Origin of the sequence: Paenibacillus sp. S29 (assembly GCF_049319765.1) — a bacterium.
In the GTDB taxonomy this organism is placed as follows: domain Bacteria; phylum Bacillota; class Bacilli; order Paenibacillales; family Paenibacillaceae; genus Paenibacillus; species Paenibacillus polymyxa_B.
Map to the genome: position 1 here is coordinate 326,446 of NZ_JBMOUI010000006.1, position 14,829 is coordinate 341,274.

The 14,829-nt window shown below is 46.5% G+C and carries 10 protein-coding genes and 2 pseudogenes; 6 read left to right on the plus strand and 6 right to left on the minus strand.

What is annotated here, in order from left to right:
• Positions 1 to 12: 12 nt before the first annotated feature.
• Both ACL9RM_RS13380 and ACL9RM_RS13385 read right to left on the minus strand, forming a co-directional pair.
• The gene (locus ACL9RM_RS13380; RefSeq protein WP_414126373.1) at positions 13 to 1,311 is read right to left on the minus strand and encodes an alpha-glucosidase/alpha-galactosidase; all 1,299 of its coding nucleotides are present in this window, start codon (positions 1,309 to 1,311) and stop codon (positions 13 to 15) included.
• Between the two features lie 135 nt (positions 1,312 to 1,446).
• Complete coding sequence (locus ACL9RM_RS13385; RefSeq protein WP_414126374.1) at positions 1,447 to 5,475, minus strand: DUF5695 domain-containing protein; 4,029 nt, start codon at positions 5,473 to 5,475, stop codon at positions 1,447 to 1,449.
• 661 nt (positions 5,476 to 6,136) lie between these two features.
• Between ACL9RM_RS13385 and ACL9RM_RS13390 the strand changes: the two are divergent.
• Positions 6,137 to 6,622 (plus strand): annotated as a pseudogene (locus ACL9RM_RS13390) (aldo/keto reductase); the annotation flags it as partial.
• Between the two features lie 245 nt (positions 6,623 to 6,867).
• On the opposite strand, the gene ACL9RM_RS13395 reads toward ACL9RM_RS13390, so the two are convergent.
• On the minus strand, positions 6,868 to 7,971 hold the full coding sequence (locus tag ACL9RM_RS13395; RefSeq protein ID WP_422759372.1) for a collagen-like protein: 1,104 nt from the start codon (positions 7,969 to 7,971) through the stop codon (positions 6,868 to 6,870).
• 594 nt (positions 7,972 to 8,565) lie between these two features.
• The gene (locus ACL9RM_RS13400) at positions 8,566 to 9,243 is read right to left on the minus strand and encodes a TetR/AcrR family transcriptional regulator (RefSeq protein ID WP_414126376.1); all 678 of its coding nucleotides are present in this window, start codon (positions 9,241 to 9,243) and stop codon (positions 8,566 to 8,568) included.
• A 148-nt stretch (positions 9,244 to 9,391) separates the two neighbouring features.
• Between ACL9RM_RS13400 and ACL9RM_RS13405 the strand changes: the two genes are divergently transcribed.
• The gene (locus tag ACL9RM_RS13405; RefSeq protein WP_414126377.1) at positions 9,392 to 10,144 is read left to right on the plus strand and encodes an SDR family oxidoreductase; all 753 of its coding nucleotides are present in this window, start codon (positions 9,392 to 9,394) and stop codon (positions 10,142 to 10,144) included.
• 46 nt (positions 10,145 to 10,190) lie between these two features.
• Positions 10,191 to 11,021 carry an SDR family oxidoreductase gene (locus tag ACL9RM_RS13410; RefSeq protein ID WP_414126383.1) on the plus strand — a complete coding sequence of 277 codons (831 nt, stop codon included), beginning with the start codon at positions 10,191 to 10,193 and terminating at the stop codon, positions 11,019 to 11,021.
• A 457-nt stretch (positions 11,022 to 11,478) separates the two neighbouring features.
• On the opposite strand, the gene ACL9RM_RS13415 is transcribed toward ACL9RM_RS13410, so the two are convergent.
• Positions 11,479 to 11,943: a phage tail protein gene (locus ACL9RM_RS13415; RefSeq protein ID WP_250267555.1), complete on the minus strand. Its 465-nt coding sequence runs from the start codon at positions 11,941 to 11,943 to the stop codon at positions 11,479 to 11,481.
• 433 nt (positions 11,944 to 12,376) lie between these two features.
• Between ACL9RM_RS13415 and ACL9RM_RS13420 the strand changes: the two genes are divergently transcribed.
• The 3 genes and pseudogenes from ACL9RM_RS13420 (at position 12,377) to ACL9RM_RS13430 (ending at position 13,569) form a co-directional block, all read left to right on the plus strand.
• Entirely contained in the window at positions 12,377 to 12,832 is a 456-nt protein-coding gene (locus tag ACL9RM_RS13420; RefSeq protein ID WP_250267554.1) for a hypothetical protein, read from the plus strand.
• Between the two features lie 38 nt (positions 12,833 to 12,870).
• Positions 12,871 to 13,102, plus strand: a pseudogene (locus tag ACL9RM_RS13425) (IS110 family transposase); the annotation flags it as partial.
• A 290-nt stretch (positions 13,103 to 13,392) separates the two neighbouring features.
• On the plus strand, positions 13,393 to 13,569 hold the full coding sequence (locus tag ACL9RM_RS13430) for a hypothetical protein (protein WP_196765492.1): 177 nt from the start codon (positions 13,393 to 13,395) through the stop codon (positions 13,567 to 13,569).
• A 195-nt stretch (positions 13,570 to 13,764) separates the two neighbouring features.
• On the opposite strand, the gene ACL9RM_RS13435 is transcribed toward ACL9RM_RS13430, so the two are convergent.
• Positions 13,765 to 14,028: a hypothetical protein gene (locus tag ACL9RM_RS13435; RefSeq protein ID WP_231109524.1), complete on the minus strand. Its 264-nt coding sequence runs from the start codon at positions 14,026 to 14,028 to the stop codon at positions 13,765 to 13,767.
• Between the last annotated feature and the right edge of the window lie 801 nt (positions 14,029 to 14,829).

Genomic DNA, 14,829 nt, shown 5'->3' on the forward strand with positions numbered 1-14,829 from the left:
CATCTGCCTCCCTTACACATAGGCTGGGAGCCATGTCCCGTGGGCTGCAATCAGGTCATCACACAGAGAAACAATATCATCCATGGACAGCTCTGCGGACGTGTGCGGGTCCAACATAGCAGCGTGATAAATGTGCTCCTTTTTCCCGGTGATTGCAGCTTCAATCGTTAACAGCTGGGTATTAATATTCGTCCGGTTCAGCGCAGCGCATTGGGGTGGCAAATCCCCGACAAAGGTTGGCGTAACCCCGTTACGATTCACCAGACAAGGTACCTCCACACAGGCTTCTTTCGGCAGATTGGTAATTAAGCCTGTGTTCATCACATTGCCGCCAATGGCAAAAGGCTGATTCGTTTCGATCGCCTCAAATATATAAGAGGCATACTCATTTGACCGTTCATGACGAAGATCCTGATTACCCAAAAGCTCCTCACGCATCGTTTCCCATCGTGCAATCTGGTTCACACAGCGGCGCGGGTATTCATCCAAAGGAATATTGAAGCGCTCAATCAGCTCAGGGTATGCCCGTTTGATAAAATACGGATGATACTCCGCATTATGCTCGGACGATTCCGTAATGTAATAGCCGAATTTCAGCATCATTTCAAAGCGCACCATATCATGATGCTTTTCCTGCTGCTTAGCGGCGGCTCGTTTTTTAATCTCAGGATATAAATCCACACCGTCCTTGCTCACTTCGAGCAACCACGCCATATGATTGATGCCTGCGATTTTTGCCTTTACACCTTCCTGCTCCAGCCCGAGGCTTTTAAACAGCTCCGGTATACACGCCTGCACACTATGACACAGCCCTACCGTACGGACACCTCCATGAACGTTCATCACATTCGTTAGCACTGCCATCGGATTCGTGTAGTTGAGAAACCATGCATCCGGGCACACTTCGCGCACATCTGCCGCAAAATCGAGCATCACCGGAATTGTACGTAAATTGCGGAAAATACCGCCAATACCTACCGTATCGGCAATCGTTTGGCGCAGGCCGTATTTTTTAGGAATTTCAAAATCCGTAATCGTACATGGATCATAGCCGCCTACCTGAATGGCGTTTACCACATAGGTCGCTCCGCGCAGCGCTTCCTTACGGTCAGTGTAGGAGCGAATCACACAGGTGCTCCCTGTTGTTTTTTTCAAATTGGATAAAATATTTTCCGAATCTTTCAACCTTATGGGATCAATATCAAACAACGCCAGTTCAAAGCCCTGCAATGCAGGCGTCAACATACAATCGCCAAGCACATTTTTAGCAAATACCGTACTACCTGCACCCAGAAATGTAATCTTGCTCATACTTTTTCCCCCATTCACATTTTTGTTCGCAGCTTTGCACTCCAAATGCAAGGATACCCACCGCCACTCTCCCCTTTACAGGAGGAAAGTGACGATGGGAAAGGTTACTCATAACTATGCGTTGTTGCCTCCCATTCAGGATACCCCCGCTGATTTAGCGGAGCTGATAGGCCGAGGCGGTAAGGCAGATGTTACCGAGGGTGTCGTAGTTGGCGGGGTTACTAAAGTCTCCGGGCTAACCGGTGTTACCGATGGAACCGCAGCCCCTCCTGCCTCAATCACGGTTACCTTCGCAATTGCCTTTAACTCTGTCCCTTCTACTTTGCCCTTCAACTCAAACGAACCTGGAGCAGCATATTGTGCAGGGGCTATATCCTCCCATTCCACAGCCACCCATTTAGTGGAGCCTTCTCCATACGTAGCTTCCACTACGCTTGGCAGTTCCGGTTTTTCACCGACATGTGTCGTTACATTTACTTCTTTTAACGCGGTAATTTTCTCAGTTGCCGCCAGATTCTGTGCTGTACCGGAGGCCAGACCTGCCACCTCGGTTGCATTCAAAGCACGGCTGTAGATACGGAATTCATCCACCAGACCATTGAAGTACGGATCAGGGTACTGAGATTTGCCGATAAAATTATTTTTGGTCTGACCCAGACTGATAGGATTTAAGGTCAAGTTGGTATTGCGTCCCACTTCTTTTCCATCCACGTACAAAATACCTGTGGAACCCGAAAGCGTGACCGCAACATGCTTCCATACGCCTGTCGGCAGTACAGGGCCTTCAATCGTCTGCTCCTGTCCCTGCCCGTTGCCTTGGTTGGTAATGGCAAACAGCATGGTATTTCCTGCTTTAGGCGTCAGGAACATATATTCATTCGTCCCGGAGCCAAAGTCAAAAATCCGCACATAATCGCTCAGGCTGTTCGCTTTAACCCAGCCGGATACGGTCAATTGCTGTGCCCGACTGACAATACCCGCCGGAAGCTGCACATAGCTGTCCTTGCCGTTCAGACTGACAGCATTGCCTGTTTTACCCGCAGCCCATGCAGCCGTCCCCTTCACGGCAGCATCATTACCGCTGTCTGATGAATCCGCAACTACAGAACCGCTTGTTTCATCAAACTTGTAAGCTGCAAGCTGTTCAAGTAACGGAGCCGCCGGTTCAGCTACCACCGTTACTTTAGCCTCCGCTGACAATTGAGAATCGCTGGCTGTCAGCTTGAACACATACGTTCCCGGCTCGGAAACATCCACCTTCGTGCGCAGCGATGTTTTGTTACTGAATGTGACCTTCGCGTCCTGTGGTCCTTCAACCAGACTCCACTCGTTTGTCACCTTTCCTTGCGGAAGCCCATCATCCGTAGCCGTGCCTTTCAGAATGATCTGATCCGGCAGCTTTACCTTCGAATCTTTGCCGGCATCCACGACAGGTGCTTTGTTCGGATCAGGTGTGGTTGGTGTCAGCTCTACCGTGTAGGAGGATGCTGTACCAATCTCCAATTTAAGCTTGTTGGAAGGCGCATACGCATTAAACTTCCCTTGTGATTGACCGCCTACTTTAACCAAATACGTTCCTTTTTTCAAACCGTCAAATGTAACGTACGTGGAATGGGCTTGACCCGGTGTTTGATTTTTCAGTTGGAGCCATACGTAATCCTTGGATGTTCCCAGCTTGGCTTCTGTATATTGGTCCTTTTCCAGCTCGATATACAGCTTTTCCGTGATCAGATTGATGCGCTTGAACAGGCCGTCCAGCGGCTTGATCGTATACACGTTGCCGTTTTTGCTCACCTCTGCACCGTAGCCCGTCAATCCGAAAATAGGATCAATCGCGATATCAGCACTTAACGTTTTGAGTGCACCGAACAATCCGAGATCAGCCTCACCGCTCATGCCGCGCCAGCCGTTAAAGAGCGGAACATTTTTACCGCCGCCAGTGCCGTTCGTGCCGTTATTGCCTTTTTCCGCTTGATACGTCCATGCGACCGCCCCGATGTTCTCAGGGTCCGAGCTGATTTGCCCGGAGTTAATCGCTCCAACATTGGCAATTTTAGCTGCATAAGACAGCCGTTGTTGTTCCTCGCGGTGATTGTCCTCATGATGGCGAATCCAGTCATCCATCGCATATCCAGCAAGCGAAGTCGTGTACTGGAAGTTAAACCAGTTCTCCCCGGTAATCGTCACCGGATCGGTGTAGTAGTACCATACGGGCATATGACCGCGTGCCGCACGGGTTTTGGCATTAATTTTACTCATCATTTCCAGGGCTTTGCTTTGCTCGCCCTCTGTATCTATATTCTGTTTGGCTAACGTATATACAGCCTCTTCCCCTGTATTGTCATAGCTATATTCAGAACCGTAAGGATACTTTGTATTTTTAAAATTGTTATATTTGCGATCCATTTTTTCCTTGAGATCATTCGCTTCATCATCATAGCCTTCATCATGAAGTGCCTGAATAATATCCGGTGTGGTCAGTTCGCCCATCAAACCTGTTTCCCAGTTGTACGCGACTGGCCCTTCATACAATGCTTTGAAAATGTTATACGCCCGCAGCAAATAGGTTTCCTTTGGATGCTTGTAAGTGACAAGATCCGGGTATTCCTTGGCAATCTTGTACATGCTGAAATACGTGTTGTATACGTGCGGATAAGCATACCCTCGATAGGTCGGTGTATCGTTAGGCTCTGGCATCAAGAAATCATGAATTAAATAATCCTCATGATGTCCGTTCATCAGATTCGTCCAGATCGCCGTCTCCAAATAATCGTCTACTGCCCGCACCTCTTTGGCGACGGGAGACAGTGTGTTTTTCTCAGCTAGGAACTGCCCGTGGGTCAGACCCCAATCATCCCCCCAGCCCCAATAGCCGTTAAAAATGTTGCGTTTGGATTTGGTATGCATCATCCAATCGTCAAATACCTTGTCGCGCAGATCACCCGGTACATTCCATTGGGTTTTGTCGACCATAAATGTAGCATGCCGTTGCAGCGCGAGATCAATCGGCTCGATGGCATAGAATTGTAACACCGTTTTATTACCGTTGCCGTATTCTACCGTTATGAAGTTTGGACCCAGCTTAGTAAATTTCAGTTCATAAATGTAATGTCCTCCGGGCTTGCTATCCGTCTGCGGAATAGCGGTTCCGTCTGGATAGGTTACTTTGCTGATCGCCTGCTTGGAGCGCAGGTCCACCTTCGCCTTTTGATTCGTAGGCACGATCATACCCGGTACGACTGTTGTATCCACCAAGTTTTCTTGGTACAACGTATCTTTTACATCATGCTCGTCCTTCACCGCCAGAAACTTGAAACCATAGTTTTTGCTTTGACCGGGATTCAGGATTAGGCTTGTATTGGGCAAATACCCCCGGTTGGTGGACTTGATGACATTGGAATGAATATAAAATACATTGAGTCCTTCCAGCCATTTGCCTTCGTTAGCCGGGTTCCACGCCCATTTACTGCCCGGATGCTCCTCATCCCGCCAGTGATCCTGATACTCAAAGCCCGCACCCGTTGTGGAATCAGGAATCAGCAGCAGGGAAGAACCAATGCCGCTGGGACGCCCAGCTGTGATGTAGGAGCTGTTATTGCCGACAAAGGAATGCGTCACCACTCTAGTTTCGTAGATCGCATCACCATTGGTCCACTGCTCATTAAAAGGCAGAGGCAAACCGAAATCGCCAATCTCCAATTTTTTCCCACTGGTATTCTGTACCTGTATATTCCACAACACCGAACCATTCGACTCTGCCGAATACGTTTCGATGACTTTAAAATTGCGTATGCCTTCTGCATGAGTAGAATTCTCGTACGTGACAGTGACACGGTTCCCACTGGTTGTGATCTTACGTGCATCTGCCGACTTGTTCGTCCATGCCTTCGTCCAGCTGCCTCCATCCAATCGGTACGTGAACATCAGCTCCCCTAGCCACTGATGATCTGCGGTGTTCTGTTCAGGTGTTACCGTTGCGTTCATGACATACTCTGTCGGGAAAGCATCTCCCTTGATACGTATGGATGAAATTTCGCCATGCTCGCCTGTCTGAATCGTCAGCTTGTCATTGGATAGTTCATGGGCCTCTGCCGTATGCGTCCCAAACAACACAGACGCTGTGGTTAAAAACAAAAATGCCGCCAATATTCCCTTAAATTTCATCAACACGGCCTCCTTTTGGATCTCGGGGTCCTGATTTGTTTGCCAATCAGCTGAATTCTCTTCATTTCGCCGCAACCTCCTTGGAAATGTAAGCGCTACAACTATATTGTACAAATCCTTGTCCATTGGTAAAATCAACATTTTCAACCGATTTATATAGGATTTCAACCTAATAGAGGGATACTGTTAGATCGGCAATCAACCAAGCTACGACAGATTTATCTGAATTAAGATTACAGAGGATGGAGAGAAAGAAATTTAGATAGAGAGCAAGGAGGCATTTTTAGATATATCGGGGTGTGATCAGATTATACAAACGGACACTTAAAATCGAGAATTTATTTTGAGTTGCTGTAGTGGTTAATCGATACGTTGGGTTTTCCAGAGCGAGGGTATTTATTAAGATAGATTCGCTCCTAAGGTAGAATTTGGAGTCTGCGTATGTAAAGAATTTTGGGGATAGGGTATGGGGTATTTGCTGCTTAGTGATTATTTCAGACATTTGATCCTCCCCGTGCCGTCATTCTTTAAAGTTCGATTATAGTCCATATTTATCTGTTAAATAGGTGGTAGTGAGAGGATTAGGCAAACATTTGGCACGAACGGGATAACGATCGCTTTGTCATCTGGTGCATAATAAAGATGTGAAGTGGGTGTCTGTTTGTACCGTGAAGGAAAGGTCCGTGCAATCGGCGTTAGTAACTTTCATGAGGATCGCCTGATCGATTTGATTATTCATAATGAAGTAGTTCCTGCCGTGAATCAGGTTGAAACGCACCCATTCAACCAGCAAATTGAAAATGCAAAATTCATGAAAGAGAATAATGTTCAGATCGAATCCTGGGCGCCTTTTGCTGAAGGGAAAAATAACTTGTTCCAGAATGAAATATTGGTATCCATAGCTGAAAAGTATAATAAATCCGTTGCTCAGGTGGTTTTACGCTGGTTGACACAAAGAGAAGTTGTTGTGATTCCAAAGTCTGTTCGTAAAGAAAGAATTATCGAAAACTTCAATATCTTTGACTTTGAGTTAAGCCAGGAGGATATGGAGTCGATTACTACGTTAGATACGAAACAGAGCCTGTTCTTTTCACATCGCGATCCTGACATGGTGAAATGGATCGGTACCCGTAAACTCGATATCTAACCATCTTTTAAAAGATCACCCGTAGGTTTTGATTACGCCAAAAGAACCAACAATTAAAAGTATGGAGTAGATGCCCTAAGGATATCTACTCCTCTTTTTCGTTTGCGGTATCAATGTATTTATTAAGCTAACCTGCCCGTTATTTGAGAAAACGACAGCCACTTTATCGTCTGCCGTCTCCTCGTGTTTATTGAACTATCGTTGATATTGGCATTATTATCGAAAAATACTGCATTTCTTTCCCTCTATGCAACCTGCGTAATAACAAGGTGCGCGGAAACTGGTCTTGTTCCTCCAGCTAATGGAGTGATCGTGAGTGCCGCGGCATTGCCAGCAGGATTTCGCACTGTGAGTACTGAATTAATGACCGTTGTTTGCACAAGAGCCATTCCTACTATTTGAGAAGTACCTGTTGCACGCCCGACCACCGTATAAGCCAGATCAGCGCCGTTGAGTGTTAAAATGAGTTGACCCGGTTCGTTTACACCTACCTGAAACAAAACCTGATAAGTGCCAATTGTAGCCAAGTTAAAAGAGCTCGCATTTATACGGGTAATTGCAGTCCCACTGATTGGACCATCTTGCGGAAAACTTACGTCTGTATCGGGAGCAACAGTTGCTGCATTATCAGGAGGCATCAAGGCAAAGAAATCTGCAAAGCCTAATACTCCACCTGCCGGCCCTGCGGGTCCCGCTGGACCTGTTGCTCCTGCTGCTCCTACTGGTCCCGCTGGTCCTACCGGTCCTGCTGGTCCTACTGCTCCTGCTGGTCCTGCTGGTCCCACTGCTCCTGCTGGTCCTGCTGGTCCTGCTGGTCCTGCTGCTCCTGTTGGTCCTGCCAATCCAGCTGCACCAATTGCTCCTGCAATCCCTGCAAGTCCCTGTGGGCCAAGTGCTCCTGCAAGTCCTTCGGGGCCAAGTGCGCCTATCGCTCCTGCAATCCCTGCAAGTCCTTGGGGACCAAGTGCTCCTGCAAGTCCTTGGGGGCCAAGCGCCCCAAGTGCTCCTGCAATCCCTGCCAATCCTTGGGGGCCAAGTGCTCCTGCAAGTCCCTCGGGGCCAAGTGCGCCTATCGCTCCTGCAAGCCCTGCCAATCCTTGGGGGCCAAGTGCTCCTGCAAGTCCTTCGGGACCAAGTGCGCCTATCGCTCCTGCGAGCCCTGCCAATCCTTGGGGGCCAAGTGCTCCTGCAAGTCCTTCGGGACCAAGTGCGCCTATCGCTCCTGCAAGCCCTGCCAATCCTTGGGGGCCAAGTGCTCCTACAAGTCCTTGAGGTCCAGCTTCTGCAATTGCTCCCGCAAGTCCTTGAAGTAATTGCTGACCTTTAGGTGGGGGACACGGTACCCGCACTATTTTTTTAATAACTAGAAGACGTCGTTTCTTTTTTTTTCCTTTTGGATGGCAAACAATTGCGGTTTTCTTTTTGCACGATTTTTTTTTATCCAGAAAACTCAACAGTTTCTTTTTTCTTTTCTTTTGGATGGCAAACATTTGTGGTTTTCTTTTTGCACGTTTTTTTTTATCCGGACAACTCAACAACGACACCTCCCTATAAATATGGTTCAGTGTACGCGAGTTGTTTATTTTAGGCATGGACGAATAGCCGGTTATTCGCTAGGCTAAAATCCATTTTTAGAATATTGGGTGTTAAGTAGGGTGATGTTATACCACAAACCACACCACTCTTTCAGTATAATTACATAATTTAAATCGTCCTTCACTGCGTCAACCAAAATCACATTTGGTTCTTTTTTTGTACCTTACAGTGGCAGTGTGCTCCCTGTTCTAAATTCAAGTATCGTTCCCGGTAATTGAATCATTTCTGTGATAATACAACAAAGCGTTCGACTCCGTAATATTTTTCTCCTAGGCTCACTATCCTGAAACCAATCCTGCTCACATCATTGATCCACCTTGTAGATTCTTCTGGTAAGCGCCTGGTCATCATCGGTCCATGATATTTGGAGCTGTTCGCGGGTTTTTGAGTGCAGGCAGTAGAATACCATCGATTAGCGCTGTGAAGAAAGACTTGTCGAACGGTTTGCGCTGGATGAGTCCACGAAAAGAAGCCATTGAAGTAATGACCTGGCAAGCCATCTCAATGTCCGCGTGAGCAGGAATTTCACCGCGGACGACGGCTCGGTTCATAAGCTCGCGGTTTACAACAACCCATGGCTCGAAAATCCCGGCTGTTCCTGCTTCGGCAAATTCCGGATGCTGCAAAAAGGAGCCTAGGCCCGCTAGGACTCGAAATTTGCGTTCTTCTTCCGCGATCGATTGTGGCTTCAAAAGCACGAGGAGATCTTCGCGCAGGGTTCCTGTATCAGGCAAGCTTTCGAGCTCAAGATGATTTCGATTCATCCATGCCAAGGCGTCTCGGACTAACTCCGCCTTGGAAGACCAGCGGCGGTAAACCGTCGCCTTCCCAGCCTTTGCTCGAGCCGCGACCATGTCCATTGTCATACCATCGAAACTCGTATCGGCGAGGATGTCGATTGCCGCCTCGAGGATTTTATCATCCCTCGTGTGATCTCTCTTGCGTCCCAATGTTTGCGCAGGCTTTTCTGCCACAACCTCAGATAATTCGCCCCTCTCAGACATTTCCTTTTTTATTTTACTCATAAACTTAGCTCCTTTTAAAATATATATTTTAAGAAACTCATTAGTTCCGGAACTTTACAGTTTCGTTTTTGTGTGATTTAATATCATTATCCCACATCCAACGGGAAATATATAGATGGTGCCCCATACCAAAAAGGAGATTGCGACCATGCAGGACAAACCCGTAGCCTTGATCACCGGTGCCAATAAAGGAATAGGTTCACAGATTGCGAAGGATCTAGCGGAACACGGCTTCACCGTGCTCGTTGGATCACGCAGCCTCGAGAATGGAGAAACTGCCTCCGAAAGCATCGGTTCGGATGCGCACGCTCTCCAGCTCGACGTTACCGATCAGGACTCCATTGTTGCTGCAGCAGAGCGTATTCGGAACGAATTTGGTCGTCTCGATGTACTTGTGAACAATGCGGCCATATCACACGCAGGTAAACCGGACCATCCGTTTCCGAGCAGTGGCGCGACGAGCGGTCTTTTGACCGTAGCTTCGCTCGAAGACATTCGTTCGGTTTATGAAACTAATGTTTTTGGTGTCATTGCAGTCACCCAGGCCATGTTGCCACTTTTACGTGAGGCTCCGGCAGCACGCATCGTCAACATGGGCAGCACCGGCGGCTCCCTTAGCTGGAATTCCATTCCGGAAAACTCACATCGTGCGATGTTTGGGGCCTATTCGGCATCAAAATCGGCTGTTCATGCGGTGACACTTGCCTTTGCCTTTGCGCTTGAATCGACAAACATCAAGGTCAATGCGGCCTGTCCAGGTTTTACATCGACTGCGCTCAATAATTTTGCTGGCACTCGTAGTGTTGAACAAGGGGCGCGTGAAGCGGTCCGGCTTGCGATGATTGGTGCGGACGGTCCAACAGGAACGTTCTCAGATGAGGATGGACCCATCGCGTGGTAATTATAATTTATACAACAATGGTTAGTAGCCTAAGGGGGATTTCATGATGCGTGTTTTCGTAACAGGAGCAACAGGTTACATCGGTTCCGCTGTCGTCCGTGAACTCATTGATGCGGGTCATCAGGTCGTCGGTCTTGTGCGCTCAGACAATAGCGCTGCGAAACTAAAAGAGGCCGGGGCCGAAGTGCACCGCGGTGACATTGACGATCTCGACAGCCTTCGTAGTGGCGCGGCTGCTGCGGATGGCATTATTCATCTGGCATTCAATCACGACTTCTCGAACTTCGCCAGGGCACTCACAGCAGATCTGCACGCCGTCGAAGCGATGGGGGCGGCGCTGGAAGGGTCCGGGAAGCCGTTCGTGATCACCACGCACGCCAATGGAGTGGCAGCAGAAAACGTAATGTTATTGCTGGCTGAGCGCGGAGTGCGGACATCGATCGTAGAGCTTTGTCCTTCGGTACACGGTGAGGGTGACACAGGATTTGTGCCGAGACTGATCAACATTGCCAAAACGAAGGGCTTCTCAGCCTATGTAGAAGAGGGGACCAACCGCTGGCCGGCTGTGCACCGCCTTGACGCCGCATATCTATACCGCCTTGCGTTAGAAAAGGCACCCGCCGGTTCACGACTAAATGGGGTCGCAGATGAAGGCGTGCCATTTCGCGACATCGCAAGTGTTATCGGTAAACACCTGAACGTGCCTGTAGTCAGCATTTCACGTGAAGAAGCAGACACCCACTTCGGCTTCCTCAGCACACTTGCAGCGCTCGATATCCCGAGATCAAGCGTTGCAACTCAGGAACTTCTGGGATGGCGGCCTGTGCAACCTGCACTGATCCACGACCTCGAACAGTCTCACTACTTCAACAACTGATTGGAGACGAGATCGAGAATCGATCATGGGCCGCTTAATAAAGCACTTGAGAAAAGCGAAGCAAGACATGGACTAACAACAACATGTATGAAATAGAAGTTTGGATATTAAAACAAGATCAACACGAGCGCATACCACACTAAATGTTGTTACCTTCATTCGCAGCAAACTATTCTGGCTAATCGTATTGTTAGGTCACTTCCCACAAGGAAATTTTTCATCTTCACTTATGGCATGGTTCACCGCGTTGTCTGAAGGGGCAAGTTCTCAAAAAAATAGTCTCCTTATCAGAGACTATCCGCGATCTTCCTGTTTGATAATCATACGATAAGCGGTAGCTTTTCATCATTCTTTCAAAAAAGGGCCATCCTTTTGCGGGATAGCCCTTGCTTTAATTTCACATTTTTTTGCAAAGAGAATAAGGGGCTGGATTCCTCCATTTGCGCTTTTGCTTACTTTAATATTGTCCTTTAATTACAAAAAACGAACCCCGAATTGTTCCAGCTAGTTTAGATTTCTGCCTAGCAAACTTAAACTTCCCTTCTAGCTCCTTTGGTACCTCCATCCCCTCAGAAAGCTTAAAACCAACAGCCCGCTTTTTAGGATCATCCACCGTATACATGACATTGATTGCAAGACCATCCTCATAAAAAACGTAGGTAAATTGGATATTTTCCACTTGAAAACGCGACGTTTCTAAAGGTTTAGCCGCAAACGCAATATCACGTTCTTCTCTCAAAATTCGGTTCACATAATCAAGGCTCTCCTGGCTTTCGCTAGCTGGTACAACCGTAAATTCATACTTGTATTTGTTCATAAAATAACGGGCCTCATTAGCACGTAAACCAGCAAGCGCTTCTGCTACAGGTGAAGACTCTAAACCAACCGTAGATACATCTTTAAAATCAACGAGATACGACATTTTCATTCCTCCTCTTCTCTCTTTACGCCCTAACAGCTTCCGCATTTCACCAAAATCGATTTCATTTTTCAAGTTGTTGTAGAAACACACTTATAGCCGGACTTCAAATTAATTCTCAATTCTCTTATCTACCACATAGTATACCAAAATTGATTCAAGAGAAGATTTTGAATGGCGAATTTGTTAGTTTGTTAAATAGTGTTCACATAGACTGGTATTCACAAACACCGCTTTTAATATTCGACCAGCGAGATAATACGATGCTGCCTATAGTTCCTCGAAGCCGGGAAATTAAGGATTCAGAGTATGTCCTAACAAAAAACTCTCGGCCTGTGCACTGTACTCCATTAAGGAGGTTCAGATTCACAAGCCAAGACATTTTCATTCATGATGGTGGCCGTTAGTCCATGTTTGTTTGGGAAAGACCCTCTGCATGGAAGGGGGCGTACCCGCATATGTAAACCAAATAAGTACGATACCTATCTATCATGAAAATATAGATGCACGGTTGAAGAATTATATCGTGCCTGTAATTGCGCTAAACTTTATAACGGTTATACACGAGCGCCAAATGGAAAAGATCGCCTGGGATGACAAGTTGTTGCGGCAGATGATCGCGGCTATGGACGAAGGCTTTCGCGTGTTTGAGGCCTTACGTTATCCGCTAACGCCGGCCGTGCAAGCTTTACTAATCCGCAAACGACCGGCGTTGATGCGCCTTTTTATGAAAATTTATTATAGGATGCCGATCAGCCGGCTGATTGACGGATCCGTAGGGGAAATCGTAGCTTTGAGCTGCGTGTTTCACCTTTGGAAGGAACAGTCCCGGGTCCCTACACCCTGGGACCAGTTGGAAAAGCGTTTTGAAGCCAAGGTCAACCGTTCATAACTTTTACCCGAGGAGTAATCAACCGATGATGATCCTAGTTCTACAAAGAAGACTTTGAGCATTATAAAACAAGGGGCGTTCAGTTGCTTGAATCTCCGAAACTTAACGCGACAGCATGACGCGTTTACCGGTCTATATATTCAAATTAAGCTGCAGTCCAAACCGCATTGGATCAGATGTCTCCTGAATACAAGGGTGTTTATCGGGGATCTTCATTCTGCGGTGTCGTTGGAAACCTTATTGGAGTTCCCCACCTCTGATGCCGTTCTGAAAGCCGGTGTCTGATAAAAATATAGTATTAGACTGAATTGAATATAGTAATAGCGGCAGCCTTGGACTAAAAAAGGAGAAAGTCCTAGACTACCGCTGTTCTTTATTTAACTAACGTTCCTCGTTAGTTGAATAAGCACGCTTTCTTTTATTACACAATATCTTCGTACTGTTCAGTATTTCTATCATTCATCTTTTACTTTTATAATGAGAAGTGTTAGACTAATATAGGTTTTATATACTTATTACCGATTACTAAGATGTGTAATCAATGAAAGGATTTGATGAATGTGGAATCGACTAATTTCAAAGTTATACCTGAAAAACTTAAAGGTAGGACGATTGAAGATGTCGCCATCACTACTAATGCTGTGGTTATTAAATTTACTGATGGTACTTATTTAGATATCTATCTCGATGAGGCTGCACAAACATTAAAGACATCAACAAACAAGCTGGATAGTTAACTCAACACTTTACACTTAGCTATCATTTTCCCAGCTTCCTCCTTCACAGTTTGCGTCAAATGCGACATAAAACCTCCACTTATCTTGTTCAACTAAACTGCCCGTTAGCTCAATGAAAAAAAAGCAGCCCCTCATGAACTGCCCTACTGCTACTCACTTCAACAATAGGATGAGTTCATTCAAAGGCTACCTCATTTACCAAGTAATCCAACCACTCGTTCGTTTGTAACTGTGTAGGAGCTCGTATTCTTCACTACGCATCAGTCGTTTCATTTTTGTTCTATACAGACGATAATCATCTTTTCTTGCTATTTTACATTCTTTGTTGTAATGAACACTCTTGATTCCTTTACGGAAATCCTTAAGCTTCTCTTTTCTTGGATCTTTGGGCTTATTATTGATCTCCAGACTTTGCTGTTTCTCATCTTCCCAGAATTGAATCTCTTCCCGTGTAAACATCTTCATCCCCGTTGTGCCGGGTTAGATTTTGGCATTTGAAGCCATGACCTTAGACACAACTAATAGAAGAAGATCTTCGGATTGAACATTAGCTCACCTCTGATTTTATTCTCCCTTATTTTAACATATTTATAACTATCCTGCCCGTTAGTTTAATAAAAAGAGCAGACTTGAAGCGCCTGCTCAACATTGTGTGTTATTTAACTATCGTTCCTCGTTAGTTTTACGCCTATCCATAGAAAGCCTCGTGTGTACCTGTCATATCTGGCATCGTGATATCCATGGTCACCAGGTCCAGTTGCTTCTCAGACGAAGATGACTCCGGTCAGTGCTTCGCTCAAAGCCCATTAACCGATAGTTAAGCAGATTGAAACTCTGGATCTGGAGCGGTTGCTTCTCTCGCCGATACCAGAGTTAGGTTGCGGGGGCAATTTCTGTCTGCATGCTGATATTGCCTTCAAGAACTGAACTACGAGCTGAAACTTAAGTATATGAAGAAGATCAGAAAATAAAAATTCTGGAAGTTGCCTGTGTATGTTAATAACGCAAAGGAACGGAGGAGATTGCCTTGAGGTTTCTACTGGTTGTCATGTCGATAGGAATTGTTTAAAAGTAAAAAAGGAGAGATGGCATAAAAATAAGCCATCTCTCCTTTTTCATTTATATAAAGCGGGTAATGGGAATCGGACCCACGCTACCAGCTTGGAAGGCTGAGTTTTACCATTGAGCTACATCCCGAAATAGATGCCGGTGAGAGGACTCGAACCTCCACGGTTTCCCTCACGATTTTGAGTCGCGCGC

Coding starts and splice junctions, on each gene's coding strand:
- ACL9RM_RS13410 (WP_414126383.1), top strand. CDS start 10,191: ATGCGTGTTTTCGTAACAGGAGCAACAGGTTACATCGGTTCCGCTGTC.
- ACL9RM_RS13405 (WP_414126377.1), top strand. CDS start 9,392: ATGCAGGACAAACCCGTAGCCTTGATCACCGGTGCCAATAAAGGAATA.
- ACL9RM_RS13380 (WP_414126373.1), bottom strand. CDS start 1,311: ATGAGCAAGATTACATTTCTGGGTGCAGGTAGTACGGTATTTGCTAAA.
- ACL9RM_RS13385 (WP_414126374.1), bottom strand. CDS start 5,475: ATGAAATTTAAGGGAATATTGGCGGCATTTTTGTTTTTAACCACAGCG.
- ACL9RM_RS13415 (WP_250267555.1), bottom strand. CDS start 11,943: ATGTCGTATCTCGTTGATTTTAAAGATGTATCTACGGTTGGTTTAGAG.
- ACL9RM_RS13400 (WP_414126376.1), bottom strand. CDS start 9,243: ATGAGTAAAATAAAAAAGGAAATGTCTGAGAGGGGCGAATTATCTGAG.
- ACL9RM_RS13435 (WP_231109524.1), bottom strand. CDS start 14,028: ATGTTTACACGGGAAGAGATTCAATTCTGGGAAGATGAGAAACAGCAA.
- ACL9RM_RS13420 (WP_250267554.1), top strand. CDS start 12,377: ATGGAAGGGGGCGTACCCGCATATGTAAACCAAATAAGTACGATACCT.